This is a genomic window from Streptosporangium sp. NPDC006013 (assembly GCF_040614275.1).
In the GTDB taxonomy this organism is placed as follows: Bacteria; Actinomycetota; Actinomycetes; order Streptosporangiales; family Streptosporangiaceae; genus Streptosporangium.
Genome location: NZ_JBEXUE010000004.1, coordinates 23,628 through 39,698 on the forward strand (window position 1 = coordinate 23,628; position 16,071 = coordinate 39,698).

The window sequence follows — 16,071 nt, forward strand, 5'->3', positions numbered from 1 at the left end:
CTTCCCACCGTTTCCAGGAGAGACCACCGTGAGCGATCTCGTGCTCAGCCCGCCGGAACCCGTGGCCAAGGTGCCCGTGGAGAAGGCGGCCACCATGTTGCCGGTACCGGAGGAGCGAGGCGCCGAACTGGCGGAGAAGGCAGGCGGCTTCGCCGAGGAGCTGAGCGGCCTGGACCCGCGGTCGCCGGAGTTCACCCGCAAGGTGCACGACATCACCTCCATGGGTGACTCGGAGATCCGGGCCTCCTCCCAGGTGGCGAACCGCATGCTGAAGCGTCCGGTGGCCGCGCTGGCGTCCGCCAGGGGCGAGGGCAGGGACGCGCAGGCGGCGGTGGCCGGGCAGCTGACCGCGCTGCGCCGGACGATCGTCGACCTCGACCCCAAGCAGGCGTCCACCCCGGCCAAGAAGCTGCTGGGACTGATCCCGTTCGGCGATAAACTACGCGACTATTTCGCGAAATATCAGTCGGCGCAGCGGCACATCGACGACATCATCCGCGCCCTCAAATCCGGGCAGGACGAGCTGCGCAAGGACAACGCGGCCATCGAGGGCGAGAAGACCAACCTGTGGGAATCGATGAAGCGCCTGCAGGAGTACGCCCTGCTCGCCGCCGCCCTCGACTCCGCGGTGGAAGACAAGATCATGCATGTCGAGGCGGCCGACCCGGAGAAGGCCACCGCCCTCCGCTCGGACGCGTTGTTCGGCATCCGGCAGAAGCACCAGGACCTGCTGACCCAGCTCGCGGTGTCCGCCCAGGGTTACCTCGCGCTGGATCTGATCCGCAAGAACAACCTTGAACTGATCAAGGGCGTGGACCGGGCGACCACGACGACGATCGCGGCGCTGCGCACGGCCGTGACCGTGGCGCAGGCCCTCGCCAACCAGAAGCTCGTGCTCGACCAGATCACGGCGCTGAACACCACCACCTCCGACCTGATCGTGGCGACCAGCGAGATGCTGCGTACCCAGGCGGCCGACATCCAGACCCAGGCGGCGTCCACCACGGTCGACATGGACGCGCTACGCAAGGCGTTCGACAACATCTACACCACCATGGACATGATCGACACGTTCAAAGCCAAGGCCGTGGAGAACATGGCGATCACCGTGGACAGCCTGACCGTCGAACTCGACCACGCGCGCACCTACCTGGAACGCTCTCGGCACGGCGACGAACAGGCGCTCCCGCGATGAGAGCACGAACGGGTTCTCGCCCGATCAGGCGGGCGCTCGCCGCGCTGACCCTGCTGGTGGCCTCGGCCGCGTGCGGCGGGGCCGACACGCCGGCCACCCCCGTGGACGGTCCCGACGTGCTCCGCGTCCTCGCGGGAAGCGAGATCGGCGACCTGGAACCGCTGCTCAAGCGGGCCCGGGACGCGATCGGCGTGCGGGTCGCGCTGTCGTACGCCGGAACGCTCGACGGAGCCGACCAGGTGGCGAGCGGCGGCGCGGACGGGCAGTACGACGCGACGTGGTTCTCCTCCAACCGCTACCTGTCACTGATCGACGGGGCGACCGCGCGGCTCTCGACCCAGACCAAGGTCATGGTCTCGCCCGTACTGCTCGGGCTGAAGGCATCCAAGGCCCGCGAGCTCGGCTGGGACCGCAAACCCGTTACCTGGAACGACATCGCCTCAGCCGCGCGCGCCCGCGAGTTCACCTTCGGCATGACCAGCCCCGCGGCGTCCAACTCCGGGTTCTCCGCGCTGGTCGGTGTGACGGCGGCGCTCTCCGACGCCGGGGAGGCGCTGGACAAGGCCCAGATCGACGCGGCGACGCCCAGGCTGAAGGAGTTCTTCTCGGCGCAGACGCTCACCTCCGGCTCCTCCGGCTGGCTCGCGGACGCGTACGCCAGGCAGGGCGGGGTGGACGGGCTCGTCAACTACGAGTCCGTGCTGCTGGGCCTCAACGCCTCCGGCAGGCTCTCCGAGCCGCTCACGCTGATCTACCCGAGCGACGGGGTGGTGACGGCCGACTACCCGCTCACGCTGCTGAGCTCCACAACACCGGACAAGAAGGAGCTGTACGGGAAGCTCGCCGCCTGGCTGCGCACCCCGGAGATCCAGCGGGAGGTCATGACCACGACCCACCGCCGGCCGATCGTCCCCGAGGTCGGGCCGGACCGGCGTTTCGGGTCCGCGTCACTGGTGGAGCTGCCCTTCCCCAACCGGCGCGACGCGGCCGACGAGCTGATCGGCGTCTACCTCAACCAGGTGCGCAGGCCGTCGCGGACGCTGTTCGTGCTGGACACCTCCGGTTCGATGGAGGGCGAACGGATCGACGCGCTCAAGCAGGCGCTGACCGCCCTGTCCGGCGCCGACACCTCCGTCAGCGGATCGTTCTCGCGCTTCCGCGACCGCGAGACGGTCACGATGATCCCGTTCAACACGATCCCCGGCACTCCGCAGACCTTCACGCTGCCCGACCGGAACCCCGAACCGGTGCTCCAGCGGATCCGCTCGTACAGCGAGGCGCTGCGGGCGCACGACGGCACGGCGATCTTCGACAGTCTGCGGGCCGCCTACGAGGAGGCCGGGTCGTCGGCGTCGGAGGACTTCACCTCGATCGTGCTGATGACGGACGGCGACAACACCGACGGCAGCTCGTACCACGACTTCGCCGGCTACTACGCGTCACTGCCCGTGAAGTTCCCGACCTTCGTCGTGCTCTTCGGCGACAGCGACGTCAACGAGATGAAGCAGATCGCCCAGCTCACCGGTGGGGCGACCTTCGACGCCCGGAAGGGGTCGCTGGCCGCGGCTTTCAAGGAGATCCGTGGCTACCAGTAGTCCTGGCGGCCGTATCCTCGCCTACGCCGGGTCGACCAGAAACATCGCCGGATGCGCTCTGGCGTTCGTCGGGGTGGCCCTGGTCTTCCTCGACGTCGCCGGGACGTTCTGGCCCGTCGTGGTCGCCGGGTTGTACGGCGTCGGGGCGCTGCTGGCCCCGGCGGACCGGGTACGTCTCACGATCTCGCACGCGGAGGTGGAGTCCCGGCGGCTCCACGCCGACCTGGACACCCTGCTGGCCAAGATCGGCGGGAACCGGTTCCCCGACGACGTGGTGGCGAGAGTCGGCGTGCTCGCCGAGGTGGTGCGCGACATCCTCCGGCGGGCGGACGTGCTCACCTCCGCACCCGACCACCTGCACATCGTGTCGCAGACGATCAGGGACTACCTGCCGTCCAGCCTGGAGACGTACGCGAACCTGCCCCGCTCGTACGCGCTCACCCGGCGCGGCGAGCGGGAGCGCAGCGCCCACGAGGAGTTGCTCGCCCAGCTCGACCTGCTGGACACCCAGCTGCGCAAGGTGGCCGAGTCGGTCTACCGAGGCGACGAGCAGGCCCTGCGCGACCAGGGCAGGTTCCTCCAGGACCGGTTCGGCGGCTCCGGCCTGGACCTCTGACCGCCTGACGTCTCCGGCGACAGCTGCGGATCCAGCAGGTGCGGGCGTCGTACGAGGTCCGGTCAGGCCGGGCGCGGATATGTCGTGTCGATGAGGTCGCGCAGGAAGGCGTCGAGGTCGTCAAGCCCGTAGGCCTTGAGCACCTGCGGCGGCTGGGTGAGCAAGTAGGTCAGCGCGGTGCTGACGCACATGGTCACGATGGCGGCGCCGCGTGGGGTCGCCGCCAGCCCGGCGGCCTGCTGTACTCGCAGGTGCAGCGCGAGGTCCGCCTGGTTGAGCTCGGCGAGGGTGGCCTGCACCTGCGGCCTGCGCGCGGCCTCGGCGTGCAGTTCCAGGTAGGCCAGGACCCGTGACCGGTTGACGGTGACCGCACGGTCGAGCAGTTCGCGAAGCAGGCCGACCAGCTGCTCGCGCCCCTGGATGCCCGCCGTACCGGCCTGTTCCAGGTCTGCCCAGTAGCGCTGCACGCAGCGCTCGGCGGCAGCCTGCAGCAGGGCGTCACGGGTGGCGAAGTAGTTCTTGGCCGTGCCCTCGGGCAGGGTGGCCTCGTGATCCACCGCTCGATGGGTCAGGCCCCTGCCGCCTTCGCGGGCCAGTACCTCGATGGCCGCGTCTCGCAGCCGGTCGCGACGCTCGCGGTTCTGCACCATGCCGTTCATTATCCGGGCTTGCTCGAATCACCACACTAGTGGTACCACAGCTGTGGTGAAGCAAGCGGAGGGGAACAGGACATGAAAGCGACCGCCGTCATCGTCGGCGCCGGGATCGGCGGACTGGCGACCGCCATCGGGCTGCGCACGGCCGGATGGGAGGTGACCGTGCTCGAACGCTGGCCGCGAATCGTCTCGGCGGGCACCGCCCTGGGTATCCGCCCCGATGCCCAGGCCGCGCTCGACCGGCTCGGCCTGGGCGAGGAGCTGCGCCGCCGTACGGTGCCCTACCGCGACGCCCTCATCCGTACGCCACACGGACGTCGCCTGGCCGACCTGCCGCTGAGGCGCATCGAGCGCCGGGGCGGCTCACCGGTGCTGATGATCTCGCGGGTCTCACTGATGGAGATGCTGCTGCGGGCTGTGGGCGAGACGACGATCAGAACAGGAACACAGATCACCGATCCGGTGACGCTGCACGAGGAGCACGACCTGGTGGTCGGGGCCGACGGGCTGCGCAGCGCGGTGCGCGCCGCCTACTTCGACGCCGCCCCCCGGCCCCGCTACAGCGGGATCGTGGCCTGGCGCGGCGTGACCGGCTTCGAGCCGTCCGGCTTCGGGGAGACCTGGGGGCCGGGCCAGGTCTTCGGCATCACGCCCCAGGAGCCCGGCTCCACCAACTGGTACGCCGCGGTGGCCACGCCGCAAGGGCGAAGGGAGAGCCTCGACGAGTTGCGCGCCCGCTTCGCCGGCTGGCACGACCCGATCCCGCGCGTCCTCGCCGAGGCCGACGAGGAGACGGTACTGCGGCACGAGATCCATGATCTGTCCCCACGCCTGAGATCCTTCGTCACCGGTAACGTCGCCCTGGTCGGCGACGCCGCGCACGCGATGACCCCCTCCCTCGGCCAGGGCGCCTGCCAGGCCCTGCTGGACGCCGCCGCCCTCGCCGACCTGCCGGCCGCCCCAAGGACCCCGGCGGACGTGGCGATCGCGCTGCGCGCCTACGACGCCCGGCGTCGCCGGCCCGCCCAGCGCCTGGTGACCATGTCGCGTTGGATGACCCGCCTGGCCGGCACCGGCCGCCTGTCCGGCGCTCGCAACGCGCTGCTACAGGTTCTGCCCGGCTGAACGCGGACGTCGCCGCGGGGCTCGACCGCGAGCTGCCTCGCCCGGTGCCGGCCGACGAGCTCGCCGCGTGCCCGGTCGGTGATGTGTTCCGGCGCATGGGCGACAAGTGGAGCATGCTGCTGGTGGTCCTGCTCGGGAGGCGCCCGCACCGGTACAACGAGTTGCACCGTGCCATTGAAGGCATCAGCCAGCGCATGCTGACCCGCACGCTGCGCAGCCTGGAAACCGACGGGCTGGTGCGGCGCGAGGTGCACCCGACCGTGCCGCCCAGCGTCGAGTACAGCCTGACCCCACTGGGGCGCACCCTGCTCCAACCGCTGTCGGCACTGGCGGACTGGGCGGTGCTCCACGAGGCGGAGGTCAACGAGGTCCGATCCCGCCACCTCGGCACCTAGGACCTGCCCGAGCTCACGTTCGAGGTCAAACTCCTGAACGGCGGCACGACGCCCCGGGCCCCTCTCCAGGGCCCGGGGGGCGCTCTGACCGATCCGAACGAGACGGCCCAGGTCGCCCGGGAGCCCCGACGCGCGACGGCGTCGCGCGCCCGTCAGCTCCGCTTCGGAGGGCGCGTGTGCATGGGCGCCGCGATGCGGTTCCACAGGTTGATCTGCGCCACCTGGGCGACCAGGTACCCTGCCTCCTCCGGCTTGAACGCGGCGGCCACCGCCTCCCAGACCTCGTCCGACACGCCGTCGGGCCGCTCCGTGGCGACCTCGGCGTAGGCCAGCGCGGCCCGCTCGGCGTCGGTGTACAGCTCCGACTCCCGCCAGGCGGACAGCTGGTAGATCCGATCCTGCTTCTCACCGAGTCGCAGCGCCTCGTGGACGTGCATGTCGATGCAGAACAGGCAACCGTTGATCTGCGAACTACGGATCTTGACGAGCTCGCGGATCGCGGGATCCAACGGCCCCTTCGAGATCACCTGCTCAGCCTGGATAAACACCTTGTACATCTCGGGCGCCACCTCGGCGAGGTTCAAGCGTGACATCGTGTTCCCACCTTTCTCGGTCTCTCTCCCGGTTCTCACCAGGGAGACGAGATGGCACCCGCCGATGTGACGACCTTTGCCAGAAAAAATCAGCGCACCGGAGCGATGTGCAGAAGCTTGTCCGGATTGAGCACCCGCCGGATCTCCAGGATCCGGCCGTCGGCCGCGACGTCGAAGGTATCGACCAGGACGATCCGCTCGTCTCGGTACGCCACCAGCGCGAGCTCCCCACCCACCTCGCGGGGAACGAGCGGGAAGAGCCCCCACCGCCCGGCCACCCGGGACAGCACCATGGCGATCCGCTCACCGCCGGAAATGACCTTGCGCGCGGCGGAGACCTTGCCGCCGCCGTCGGTGACGTACACCGCGTCGGGATGCAGGAGCTCGACCAGGGCCTTCAGGTCGCTCGCCTCGTACGCGGCGCGGAACGCCGCGAGCACCCGCTCGCGCTCCGGGCGACTCGCGCGTGGCTGCTGCTTCGTCGCGGCCACCCGGCGCCGCGCCCGTGAGGCGAGTTGGCGGCCGGCCACGGGAGTGACGCCGAGCACCCGGGCGATGTGATCGAAGGGCACCTCGAAGACGTCGTGCAGCACGAACGCGACTCGCTCGGGCGGCGTGAGCCGATCCATCACGACGAGCATCGCCATGCTCACCGACTCGTCGACGAGCACCGGCTCGGCGGCGTCCGGACCGGTCAGCAACGGCTCGGGCAGCCACGGGCCGACGTACGTCTCACGCCGCACCCGTGCCGACCGGAGGATGTCGTAGGACCTGCGGGCGGCGACCGTCACCAGCCAGGCCCGCAGATCCTCGACCCCGGACAGGTCGGCACCGGCCGCGCGCAGCCAGACGTCCTGCGCCACGTCCTCGGCGTCGCCGGCACTACCGAGCAGTCGATAAGCCGCCCCGAACACCGCCGGCCGGTGCTCGGCCCACTCTTCCTCGGTCACACGCAGACGCTACAAGCAGCGCCGCCGACCTGCGTATCCGTTGCCCAGGCCCCGAGCCAGTCGCCCGGAGTGGTTCATCTGCGGCCTCGTCGGGTGAGCGCGTTGCCGGCCGCGCCTATCGCGAAGCCGAGGGCGATCATCAAGGCGTAGCTGTAGATCTCGTAGCCCTCGGGGGCGAGGAACCGGAGGAAGCCCATGAAATGGATCCAGCCGAACCACTCGTGCAGAAGGCCGCTCCCGCCGCCTGCGACGAGGATGAAGCAGAGCAGACCCGACAGGGTGGCCAAGGGGGACTTCGAGTTGGTGGAGGTCATGGCCCCACGGTAGGCAGGTGATGCCCGGCGCGGAATCGGGCTTAGGACGGTCGTGCGGTAACCAAAGTTGGCCGCCGACGGTCGAGGGGGTGTACTTAAGTATCCGGTCGCACGGATTCCTGCTCGCGGGTGAGGCCCGGCATAGATCGCGGGGCATCCGCCGTACCCACCGCCCCCGGGACTGGGCCGCCGGCCTGGGACGGTCGAGCGCGGGCAGGGTTGACCGGCCCGGCGATGAGGGGATGTGACCAGCTCATCGCGTGACTCGCTAGCCTAAGGCGCGATGAACCGTTTCACGACGTCGAGAGGTGAGTTCGAGCTCACCCGCTTCCCCGAGGATCCCCGCGACCCGTTTCGCGCCTGGGACGCCGCCGACGAATACCTGCTGCGGCACCTCGACGGCGAACAGGCGGACCTGTCGGGCACCGTGGTCGTGCTGGGCGACCGGTGGGGCGCCCTGGTCACCGCGCTCGCCGATCACCATCCCGTGCAGATCACCGACTCCTTCCTCGGCAGGCAGGCGACCCTGGCGAACCTGGAACGCAACAAGGTCACCGGGAACGTCGCCGGGAACACGGTAGGGCTCCGCACGACCAGGGACGCGCCTCCGGACCGGATCGACGTGCTGCTCATCCGAGTGCCCAAGAGCCTCGCGCTTCTTGAGGACCAGCTGCACCGCCTCGCACCGCACCTACACTCCGGCATGGTGGTCGTCGGCGCCGGGATGGTCACCGAGATCCACACCTCGACGCTGCACCTGTTCGAACGGATCCTCGGGCCGACCAGGACGTCGCTGGCGGCGAAGAAGGCACGGCTCATCTTCTGCGCACCGGACCCCGGGCTTCCCCGGAGCGACAACCCGTGGCCGCGAAGCTACCCGCTGCCCGCCGGTGTCGGAGCCGTCTCGGGTCTGACCGTCACCAACCACGCGGGCATCTTCTGCGCCGACCGCCTGGACGTCGGTACCCGCTTCTTCCTGAAGAATCTGCCGCAGCGCCGTGGGCGCGAACATGTCGTGGACCTGGGCTGCGGCAACGGGGTGGTCGGGCTCGCCGCCGCACTGGGCAACAGCGAAGCCCAGGTGACGTTCATCGACGAGTCCTACCAGGCGCTGGCCTCGGCGGAGGCCACCTTCCGGGCGAACATGGCGGCGGGCACCACCGCGGAGTTCCTGGCGGCCGACGGCCTGTCAGGCGTACCCGCCGGGACGGTGGACCTGGTGCTGAACAACCCGCCGTTCCACACGCACCGCGCGACGACCGACGCGACGGCCTGGCGCATGTTCAACGGCTCCCGCGCCGCGCTGCGCCGCGGCGGCGAGCTGTGGGTGGTCGGCAACCGGCACCTCGGCTACCACGCGAAGCTCCGCCGGCTCTTCGGCAACTGCGAGGTCGCCGCGAGCGACCCCAGGTTCGTCGTGCTGCGAGCCGTCAAGCGCTGACCGCGCACCCCCTGTCCCAGGGGAATCGAGTGCGCCGTCAAGGCCGCGCAGGAACGGTTGAAAAGGATCGCGTTTCACAAGAAGCGAAGGCCGTGTCTGTCCGCCCAGGCCGATATGGCCTCGGCGATCAACACGGGCTGGTCCTCCGGCGTGTGATGCCCGGCGACGGCCTCGGAGTGTTCGATCTCCAGGCCGGCGATGTTCGCCGCGCACCACGCGACGATGCCCTCGTGCATCATCGCCCCCGGCCCAGGCGCGAACGTGAGCAGTAGCTTGGGCACGTCCGCGCCGGCCTTCAGCCACCGGTCGTACGCCTCGATCCTGGCCACGACGTCAGCGGGCTCACCGCCCAGCGGCATCGAGCGCGGCCACTGCAGGAGCGGCAGCCTGCTCTCCCGGGTCGGATACGGCTTGCGGTAGACGTCGAGGTCGCCCTGGGTGAGCGCCGTGGCGACGGTGCCGGGCAGGGCTTGCTCGATGAAGGCGTTGTCGTCGAGGATCATTGTTTCGCCGATGCCGGCTGTCTTGATCGCCTGGAACAGCCGCCGGCCGCCTTCGGGGAACTCCTCCCAGGCCATCGGCTTGACGATGGTCTCGGTGAACGCGATGCCGCGTACCCGGTGCGGGTGACGCGCGGCCCAGTCGAAGGCCAGGGCGCCACCCCAGTCATGCCCGACCAGTACCACGTCCTGAAGGTCGAGCGCGTCGAACCAGGCGTCCAGGTAGCGGGCATGGTCGGCGAAGGTGTAGTCGATATCGGGTTTGCCCGACTCGCCCATACCGATGAGGTCGGGGGCCAGCAGCCGCCCGGATCCTACGGCCGGCATGACGTCCCGCCACAGGTACGACGAGGTCGGGTTGCCGTGCAGGAAGACGACCGGCACCCCGGTGCCGGACTCCCGGTAGTACATGGTCGAGCCGAGGATGTGCTGAACAGGCATGATCCAGTCCTTTATCCGAGGTTGAGCCGGGTGATGCGATCGACCGCGATCTCGATGACCACGCGGCCTGGCGGAGCGGGCGGCGGCGCTCCATAGCGCGCGGTGTAACGGCGTGCGCCTTCGGCCACCCGCCCGGGTGCGTCGTGCGCGGTGGCGAGTCCTTCGAGCGTCACCCACCGGAATCCCACCGCCTGGCAGAGCGCCGCGCGCCCGCCCGGCCCGGCGATGAGGTTCCTGGCCTTGCGAGTGGTGCCGACGGTCAGGACACGGGCCAGCCTCGCCTGACCGTCCCAGGTGAAGCGCACCGCGACCACATGCGGCGAGCCGTCGGGACGCGAGGTGGTCAGGGTGGCCACGTGCGGCTCAGCGAGGAAATCCTCGACCGACATGCTCACCGGAAGGCTGCGGCGCTGCGCTCGGCCCAGGCGGCGAAGGTGCCCGGCGCCCGGCCCAGGACACGTTCGACGTCGGGGCTCACCCGCTGCTCGCCCTCGGTCGGTTCGCCCAGGATGGCCAGAGTGCCCTCGACCACGGGCAGCGGCATGAACCGCGCCATCAGCTTGTGGGCCTCCTCACGGGTCTGTTCGGTGAAGTGGACCGGTTCGCCCAGTGCGGCCGCGATCGCCGCCGCCCGCTCGCGCGGGGTGGTCGGTGCGGGACCGGTCAGGGTGTAGACGGTGCCCAGGTGCGCGTCCTGGCCCAGGACGGCGGCGGCGACCGCCGCCACATCGTCGGGATCGATGAAGGGCAGGCCGACATCACCGAACGGCGCTGCGACCTCCCGCCGGGTGCGGATCGACTCGGCCCAGGCGAAGGCGTTGGTGGCCATCCCGCCCGACCGCAGGATCGTCCAGCCGAGCCCGGACTCCCGCACGGCCGCCTCGAACAGGCCTGGGTGCCGGTACGCCTCCGGGCGGGTCCCCGCGCCCTGCGAGGACAGCAGCACCACCTTGCGGATCCCCGCGGTCTTCGCCACTTCCAGGATGCCGTGCGGGTTCTCGCCCGCCACCAGCAGGAACAGCGCCTCCGCCCCGTCGAACGCGACCCGCAGACCGGCCGGCTCGGCCAGGTCGGCGGCCACCGCCCGCACCCCCGGCGGTACGTCGGCGCCGGTGATGTGCCGGGCTACGGCCGTCACCGGCACCTGAGCCTCGGTGAGCATCCGCACCAGCGCCCGCCCGACGTTCCCGGTCGCACCCGTTACCACGATCATGTCGATCTCCCTGGCTCAGAAGTCAGTTAGTTGGCTGACTAACTTTGTCGAGTGAGACGTTAGCACAGCCCGGCCATCGGCTGTCTATAGTTAGTCGGGTGACTAACTCAATGAATTCTCAGCACCCCCGGACGAAGGCCGCCGGTAAGCGGCAGCGGCTGATGGCGGCCACCGCCCGGGTGCTGCACGAGCAGGGCGTGGAACGCACGACCATCGCCGACATCGCCCGCGCCGCCGATGTCCCGGCGGGCAACGTGTACTACTACTTCAAGACCAAGGACGAGCTGGTCGAGGCCGCCCTCTCCGAGCACGCCAGGCATCTGGAGACCCTCACCGGCCGGCTGGACCAGCTCCCCGACCCGCGCGAACGCCTCAAGGGCCTCGTGGAGGCATGGGTCGGTCAGCGCGACACCGCGGCCCGCTACGGCTGCCCCACCGGCACCCTTGCCGTCGAACTCGACAAGCGAACCGAGAGTGGCCTCGACGTCGCGGCGGGCCATGTCATCCGCCGGCTGCTGGACTGGGTGGAACAGCAGTACCGCCAGCTGGGCGTGGCCGATCCCGAGGGCCTCGCGCTGACGCTCGTCGGTGCCTACCAGGGCATGTCCCTGCTCTCCAATGCTCTGCGCGACCCGGAGATCATGACCCGAGAGGGAGCCCGCCTCGTTCGCGAGCTCGACAGCCTGGCGTGACGCACGCCGCCCCAAGGCCGAACTCCACGTCAGTGTCCGCTGGTGTAGCGGCCGGCGAGCTCGGCGCCGATCCGGGCCAGCTCGGCCTGGACGGAGTGCGGTTCGACCACCTCGATCATCGCGCCCCAGCCGGCCAGGTTCCGGGCGATGTCCAGCGGGGTCGGCGCGGCGAGGCGGACCCGGACACGCCCCTGATCGAGTTCGGCGTCGATGTGGCAGTGCCGGCCGAAGTGCGTTCGCAGCACCGGCACGAACCTGGCCTCGATGAGCACGGTCGCCCAGGTGCGTGACCGCCGCCGTTCCACCTCGCCGACGACCTGTTGCCACGCGGTGGCGAGCGTGAAGTCGTCCGGGCGCTCGGCGGGCTGGTCGGTCGGCTCGGCCTCGACGATCCGGTCGACGCGGAAGGTCCGCCGTCCTCGTTCGGTCCCGGCGAGCAGGTACCAGATGTCGTCCTTGTCGACCAGGCCCCACGGGTCGACCAGCCGTTCGGTCCGCTCCCGGGCGCTGTTGGTGTAGGTCAGACGGACTTTTCGCCTGCGGATCACGGCGGTCTGCAGCAGGTCGACCAGCTCGGGCCGGTGGCGATCACGCTCACCCCACCGGGTAGGGTCGATCATCGTGGCGCCGGCGGCGGCCTCGGCGTCGGCCCGGAAGGTCTGCGGCAGCGCCCGCACGAGTTTGCGCAGCGCCGCCTTGGCCTCACCCGAGACGGCCGCGGCCGGGCCGACGAGCAGGAACAGTGCCTGCGCCTCGGTTGCCGACAGGCCGCTGAGATCGGTGCGGGCGCCACCGACAAGCGACCAGCCGCCACCGCGTCCTGGCTGCGGGTACACCGGGATGCCGGCCGCGGACAGCGCCTCCAGATCGCGGCGAGCGGTGGCGACGGACACCTCCAGCTCGTCGGCCAGCTCGGCGGCGGTCACCCGGCCACGGGCCTGCATGAGCAGGAGGCTGGCGACGAGACGATCAGCACGCATGCCCCCAGTTTCTCCAACAAAGTGCTCAATTGGTGAGCACTTTGAGGTGGAACATGGTGACTGTCACCGATCGAAAGAGGGAACCGCCGATGTTGCGAGGACTGGCCACCGTCAGCTTCTGGGCCGACGACCTGGAGGCGGCCAAGAAGTGGTACGTCGACCTGCTGGACGTCGAGCCGTACTTCGAGCGCCCGGGCAACGGGCAGCCTGCCGCCTACTACGAGTTCAGGATCGGCGACTACCAGGCCGAACTCGGCCTCATCGACCGGCGTTACGCCCCGCCGGGCGCGCCCGCCGCCCCAGGAGGCGCGATCGTCCACTGGCACGTCGACGACGTGCGGGCCACCCTGGACCGGCTGCTGTCCCTGGGGGCCACGCCGCACACACCACTCACCGAGTACGGCCCCGGTTTCGTCACCGCGTCCGTGGTCGACCCGTTCGGCAACGTGCTGGGCATCATGTACAACCGGCACTACCTGGAGGTCCTGGGCCGATGATGCACTTCGCGGACGCCGGCCGGTGGGAGTCGTGGCTGGCCGAGCATCACGGGTCCGAGGGCGGTGTCTGGCTGAAGATCGCCAAGAAGGGATCGACCGAAGCGTTGATCACGATCGAGCAGGCGCTGGAGGTCGCGCTGTGCTACGGCTGGATCGACAGCCACCGCAGGTCCTATGACGAGCACTGCTTCCTGCAGCGGTACTCGCGCCGCCGCAAAGGCAGCCCCTGGTCACGAGTGAACGTCGAGCACGTGGAGGCGTTGGCCGCCGCCGGGCGGATGCGGCCGCCCGGCCTGGCGGAGGTCGCCGCCGCCCAGGCGGACGGCCGGTGGGCGGCGGCCTACACCGCCCAGCGCAACGCCACCGTCCCACCCGACCTGGCCGAGGCACTGGCGGCCAACCCGCGGGCCGCCGCACGCTTCGAGGCACTCGACAAAACCGGCCGCTACCTGATGATCCTGCCGCTGCTGAAGACCAGAACCCCGGCCGGACGCGCGGCCCGCCTGCGAAAGGCGATCTCCAGCCTGCTGGAGTGAACCGTCATCCGTTCCGACCTCTAAAGACCCATCAGGCCCCATGCCGAACTTCTCCCCGGCAACCTGGAACAACTTCCTGACGAGCATCCGCAACGGAGAGATCTGACCCGACGCCGGGTGCCGCACGGCCGGAACCGGCTGCATGGTCGTCCGGTCGCGCGGCAACACGAACCCTCGCCTGATCGCGAGCCATGGAGCTACGCAAGACGGCCTAACTCCTGGAGTGCGGCAGCCATATCGGCAAGGTGTCCAACAGGACATCCCACCCTGTCCCCAGCACCCACCACGCACCTACGGCGAGTGCGGCGCTCAGCAGGAGCACCATCACGACCAGCTTCACCAAAGCGCGCCCGGGGGACCGGGTGGGGGGTTGGACGCCAATGGTCACAGACGGCCTTGGCCCGAAGGAGCCGGGGTGTTGGGCTCGCCTGCGAGGTGGCCGGGAGGGTCGGGTTCCTCCCCCAGCCACCACAGGGCTGACTCCTGCGGCCGGCGATCATCCTGGGGTTCACGCCCTCGCCGGAGGTCCGAAAGACGGCGAAGCACAGGATAAAGACCACCCATGATTACCGTGGCGGTCACGACAACGAGCAAGCCGACGAGGAGCACCAGGCCGACGAGTATGAGCACTGCGTACACGAATTCGTAGGCGAACCAGAAGAGCACCTCTCCATAGGTGAAGTCGAGGGAAAGCTCGTCCGCTCCATCAGGAAGCAAAGCCGCTCCTCATCATGCGCGCCGCAGGTGCACGGTGAGGGTATATCGACTATGGGGGGAAAATCTTCCGTGTGCGGTAACGCGGCCCCGGTACGGCGAGCGTGCCGACCATAGCCGCCGTTCGGAACCGGTGCGTCCGGGCGGCGAGCTGTCGGGTGGAGGGCGGAAGTCCCCCGTCAGGGGCGCGGAGGGAGGGGAAAGCGGAGGGCCGCGGCTGTGACGTGGTCTTTCAGTTGGGTGTCGACGGCGACGTGTTCGACGGAGCCGCCTTCGTTGATGACCGTTTCGGTCAGCTCGTCGAGGACGTCGGGGACCTGACGCGTGGCGCCGCCGCAGAGCGGACAGGTCTGGCCGGAGCGGGCCAGCCAGCCGGATTCGTCGCAGAGCACGCCGGGGACCTCGGCACCGTCCTGAATGAGCAGGGTGTCGATCGCGGCGATGGTGCCGCCCCACAGGCATTCGTCGATCCCTAGCGTGGCGTTGCCACCGACGGCGGCCTTCTCGAAGACCTCCTCAACCAGGCGGCGTTCCTCCTCACGTTCGTAGTCGGCGACGAGACGCTCGGCGCTCTCGCGGATGTCCTCGGACGTCGCCACCTTGCCCATGTCGACGTTGAAGACGCCCCCGACCTTCGAGCGCAACTGGTGCGGCAGGAAGTCCAGGAAGACGGCGACCTCATTGCGCTGGCCGCCGATGATCAGCAGGTCGTAGTTCTCGGTGCGGAAGAGCCTGTCGAGCAGGCTCACGGTCTGGCGATAGTGGCGTTTGGCGAGGTCATCGGCCTTGTTGCGGACCGTGTACTCGGCGAGACCGGCCCAGCCGGCGTAGTCGGGCTTGCGGAGGACGCTCCCTCGCACCTCGCCGATCTCGCGCATCTCCTTCTGGTACAGCTCCCATGCGCGGGCCGCCCCCTTGTCGACGACCAGGACGCAGCAGCGGTGATACTCATCGAGCACCGCGAGCATGGGACGGACGTACGGAGTCTGGTCCACCACGACCTGGTCGCGCACCTTGCGCGGGAGCGACACGACCTCGAACAGGTCACCCTCGCTGCACGCGAACACCGCGACGGCACCGACCGTGCCCCGCCCGAGCTCCGGTATGCCCTCGATGCGTTTGATGTCCTGCCGCAACGAGAGCCGTGCCCGCCGGTCGAGCGACGGGTCCTCGGTGAGCGGGCGGATCTGGGTGATGAGGCTGTTCACCCGGGTACGGACGGCCTCGAACTCGTCAAAGCCCACAGCGACGTACATGGAGAGAACCGGCAGGCCGCCGCTATCGAAGCGGATGAGGCGGTCGACAGTGCCCTTGGTGATCATGCGATGTCCTCGTCATGGCGGTCGGATGCTTGAGCTTCGGGGAGTGGTCGTGGATGGCCGCCGCGGATCAGGTCGGTCTCCGCCGGGTGCGGGCCATGCCGTACGTCCGCGAGGGGGTGACATGCCGCGCTCGACGGCCTCGGCGAGGTCAGGCGCGGCGCTGCGGTCAAGCCGCCATCGGCACATGCGGCGGGCGCGGGCGCGTGAAACTCCGCCGCCCGCCGCCCCGTACCGGCCAGGCCGACACTTATCGTCATGGAAGTCAATCTAGGATCCGCTAAGTAACGCGAAAGGCG

At 69.7% G+C, this 16,071-nt stretch carries 19 protein-coding genes; 9 read left to right on the forward strand and 10 right to left on the reverse strand.

Features of this window, described 5'->3' with window-relative positions:
- Positions 1-28 precede the first annotated feature (28 nt).
- From ABZ260_RS01265 to ABZ260_RS01275, 3 genes are read left to right on the forward strand one after another with little or no spacing between them, the layout of a single operon-like run.
- Entirely contained in the window at positions 29-1,195 is a 1,167-nt protein-coding gene (locus tag ABZ260_RS01265) for a toxic anion resistance protein (RefSeq protein ID WP_350923240.1), read from the forward strand.
- On the forward strand, positions 1,192-2,790 hold the full coding sequence (locus tag ABZ260_RS01270) for a VWA domain-containing protein (protein WP_355611267.1): 1,599 nt from the start codon (positions 1,192-1,194) through the stop codon (positions 2,788-2,790). Before ABZ260_RS01265 ends, ABZ260_RS01270 begins: the two co-directional genes overlap by 4 nt.
- Positions 2,777-3,406 carry a hypothetical protein gene (locus ABZ260_RS01275; RefSeq protein WP_355611270.1) on the forward strand — a complete coding sequence of 210 codons (630 nt, stop codon included), beginning with the start codon at positions 2,777-2,779 and terminating at the stop codon, positions 3,404-3,406. The genes ABZ260_RS01270 and ABZ260_RS01275 overlap by 14 nt, the downstream gene beginning before the upstream one ends.
- Before the next feature lie 62 nt (positions 3,407-3,468).
- On the opposite strand, the gene ABZ260_RS01280 is transcribed toward ABZ260_RS01275, so the two are convergent.
- Complete coding sequence (locus ABZ260_RS01280) at positions 3,469-4,056, reverse strand: TetR/AcrR family transcriptional regulator (protein WP_350958613.1); 588 nt, start codon at positions 4,054-4,056, stop codon at positions 3,469-3,471.
- 81 nt (positions 4,057-4,137) lie between these two features.
- On the opposite strand from ABZ260_RS01280, the gene ABZ260_RS01285 reads away from it, so the two are divergent.
- Positions 4,138-5,187, forward strand: a complete 1,050-nt coding sequence (locus ABZ260_RS01285) for an FAD-dependent monooxygenase (protein ID WP_355611274.1) — start codon at positions 4,138-4,140, stop codon at positions 5,185-5,187.
- Positions 5,188-5,231: 44 nt separating this feature from the next.
- Positions 5,232-5,582 carry a helix-turn-helix domain-containing protein gene (locus ABZ260_RS01290; RefSeq protein ID WP_355611277.1) on the forward strand — a complete coding sequence of 117 codons (351 nt, stop codon included), beginning with the start codon at positions 5,232-5,234 and terminating at the stop codon, positions 5,580-5,582.
- A 152-nt stretch (positions 5,583-5,734) separates the two neighbouring features.
- Here ABZ260_RS01290 and ABZ260_RS01295 read toward each other — a convergent pair whose 3' ends face one another.
- From ABZ260_RS01295 to ABZ260_RS01305, 3 genes are all read right to left on the reverse strand, one after another.
- Complete coding sequence (locus tag ABZ260_RS01295; protein WP_355611280.1) at positions 5,735-6,175, reverse strand: carboxymuconolactone decarboxylase family protein; 441 nt, start codon at positions 6,173-6,175, stop codon at positions 5,735-5,737.
- Positions 6,176-6,264: 89 nt separating this feature from the next.
- Positions 6,265-7,125, reverse strand: a complete 861-nt coding sequence (gene sigJ / locus ABZ260_RS01300; protein ID WP_355611283.1) for an RNA polymerase sigma factor SigJ — start codon at positions 7,123-7,125, stop codon at positions 6,265-6,267.
- Positions 7,126-7,199: 74 nt separating this feature from the next.
- A complete protein-coding gene (locus ABZ260_RS01305; protein WP_355611286.1) occupies positions 7,200-7,439 on the reverse strand; it encodes a hypothetical protein in 240 nt (79 codons plus the stop codon).
- Between the two features lie 283 nt (positions 7,440-7,722).
- Between ABZ260_RS01305 and ABZ260_RS01310 the strand changes: the two genes are divergently transcribed.
- A complete protein-coding gene (locus tag ABZ260_RS01310; protein ID WP_355611289.1) occupies positions 7,723-8,880 on the forward strand; it encodes a methyltransferase in 1,158 nt (385 codons plus the stop codon).
- A gap of 74 nt (positions 8,881-8,954) precedes the next feature.
- On the opposite strand, the gene ABZ260_RS01315 is transcribed toward ABZ260_RS01310, so the two are convergent.
- Genes ABZ260_RS01315 through ABZ260_RS01325 form a run of 3 tightly spaced genes read right to left on the reverse strand, consistent with a single transcriptional unit; the run spans position 8,955 to position 11,034 of the window.
- Positions 8,955-9,821, reverse strand: coding sequence for a haloalkane dehalogenase (locus ABZ260_RS01315; RefSeq protein WP_355611292.1), 867 nt, complete (start codon positions 9,819-9,821; stop codon positions 8,955-8,957).
- A gap of 11 nt (positions 9,822-9,832) precedes the next feature.
- Positions 9,833-10,210: a pyridoxamine 5'-phosphate oxidase family protein gene (locus ABZ260_RS01320; RefSeq protein WP_355611295.1), complete on the reverse strand. Its 378-nt coding sequence runs from the start codon at positions 10,208-10,210 to the stop codon at positions 9,833-9,835.
- Between the two features lie 2 nt (positions 10,211-10,212).
- Entirely contained in the window at positions 10,213-11,034 is an 822-nt protein-coding gene (locus tag ABZ260_RS01325) for an NAD(P)H-binding protein (protein WP_355611298.1), read from the reverse strand.
- Between the two features lie 110 nt (positions 11,035-11,144).
- On the opposite strand from ABZ260_RS01325, the gene ABZ260_RS01330 reads away from it, so the two are divergent.
- Positions 11,145-11,726 (forward strand): TetR/AcrR family transcriptional regulator, encoded by a 582-nt coding sequence (locus tag ABZ260_RS01330; RefSeq protein ID WP_355611301.1) that lies wholly within the window; start codon positions 11,145-11,147, stop codon positions 11,724-11,726.
- A gap of 29 nt (positions 11,727-11,755) precedes the next feature.
- Here the strand turns inward: ABZ260_RS01330 and ABZ260_RS01335 are convergent, their stop codons facing one another.
- The gene (locus ABZ260_RS01335; RefSeq protein ID WP_355611304.1) at positions 11,756-12,706 is read right to left on the reverse strand and encodes a YafY family protein; all 951 of its coding nucleotides are present in this window, start codon (positions 12,704-12,706) and stop codon (positions 11,756-11,758) included.
- An 89-nt stretch (positions 12,707-12,795) separates the two neighbouring features.
- Between ABZ260_RS01335 and ABZ260_RS01340 the strand changes: the two genes are divergently transcribed.
- Together ABZ260_RS01340 and ABZ260_RS01345 are read left to right on the forward strand one after the other, a co-directional pair.
- On the forward strand, positions 12,796-13,203 hold the full coding sequence (locus ABZ260_RS01340; RefSeq protein WP_355611307.1) for a VOC family protein: 408 nt from the start codon (positions 12,796-12,798) through the stop codon (positions 13,201-13,203).
- A complete protein-coding gene (locus tag ABZ260_RS01345; RefSeq protein WP_355611310.1) occupies positions 13,200-13,739 on the forward strand; it encodes a YdeI/OmpD-associated family protein in 540 nt (179 codons plus the stop codon). Before ABZ260_RS01340 ends, ABZ260_RS01345 begins: the two co-directional genes overlap by 4 nt.
- Positions 13,740-14,123: 384 nt before the next feature.
- Here ABZ260_RS01345 and ABZ260_RS01350 read toward each other — a convergent pair whose 3' ends face one another.
- Both ABZ260_RS01350 and ABZ260_RS01355 read right to left on the reverse strand, forming a co-directional pair.
- Positions 14,124-14,456 carry a hypothetical protein gene (locus ABZ260_RS01350; RefSeq protein WP_355611313.1) on the reverse strand — a complete coding sequence of 111 codons (333 nt, stop codon included), beginning with the start codon at positions 14,454-14,456 and terminating at the stop codon, positions 14,124-14,126.
- Between the two features lie 176 nt (positions 14,457-14,632).
- Complete coding sequence (locus ABZ260_RS01355; RefSeq protein WP_355611316.1) at positions 14,633-15,775, reverse strand: hypothetical protein; 1,143 nt, start codon at positions 15,773-15,775, stop codon at positions 14,633-14,635.
- Between the last annotated feature and the right edge of the window lie 296 nt (positions 15,776-16,071).

Coding starts and splice junctions, on each gene's coding strand:
- ABZ260_RS01355 (WP_355611316.1), bottom strand. CDS start 15,775: ATGATCACCAAGGGCACTGTCGACCGCCTCATCCGCTTCGATAGCGGC.
- ABZ260_RS01345 (WP_355611310.1), top strand. CDS start 13,200: ATGATGCACTTCGCGGACGCCGGCCGGTGGGAGTCGTGGCTGGCCGAG.
- ABZ260_RS01305 (WP_355611286.1), bottom strand. CDS start 7,439: ATGACCTCCACCAACTCGAAGTCCCCCTTGGCCACCCTGTCGGGTCTG.
- ABZ260_RS01330 (WP_355611301.1), top strand. CDS start 11,145: ATGAATTCTCAGCACCCCCGGACGAAGGCCGCCGGTAAGCGGCAGCGG.
- ABZ260_RS01310 (WP_355611289.1), top strand. CDS start 7,723: ATGAACCGTTTCACGACGTCGAGAGGTGAGTTCGAGCTCACCCGCTTC.
- ABZ260_RS01315 (WP_355611292.1), bottom strand. CDS start 9,821: ATGCCTGTTCAGCACATCCTCGGCTCGACCATGTACTACCGGGAGTCC.
- ABZ260_RS01340 (WP_355611307.1), top strand. CDS start 12,796: ATGTTGCGAGGACTGGCCACCGTCAGCTTCTGGGCCGACGACCTGGAG.
- ABZ260_RS01295 (WP_355611280.1), bottom strand. CDS start 6,175: ATGTCACGCTTGAACCTCGCCGAGGTGGCGCCCGAGATGTACAAGGTG.
- ABZ260_RS01280 (WP_350958613.1), bottom strand. CDS start 4,056: ATGGTGCAGAACCGCGAGCGTCGCGACCGGCTGCGAGACGCGGCCATC.
- ABZ260_RS01270 (WP_355611267.1), top strand. CDS start 1,192: ATGAGAGCACGAACGGGTTCTCGCCCGATCAGGCGGGCGCTCGCCGCG.
- ABZ260_RS01325 (WP_355611298.1), bottom strand. CDS start 11,034: ATGATCGTGGTAACGGGTGCGACCGGGAACGTCGGGCGGGCGCTGGTG.
- ABZ260_RS01285 (WP_355611274.1), top strand. CDS start 4,138: ATGAAAGCGACCGCCGTCATCGTCGGCGCCGGGATCGGCGGACTGGCG.
- ABZ260_RS01335 (WP_355611304.1), bottom strand. CDS start 12,706: ATGCGTGCTGATCGTCTCGTCGCCAGCCTCCTGCTCATGCAGGCCCGT.
- ABZ260_RS01320 (WP_355611295.1), bottom strand. CDS start 10,210: ATGTCGGTCGAGGATTTCCTCGCTGAGCCGCACGTGGCCACCCTGACC.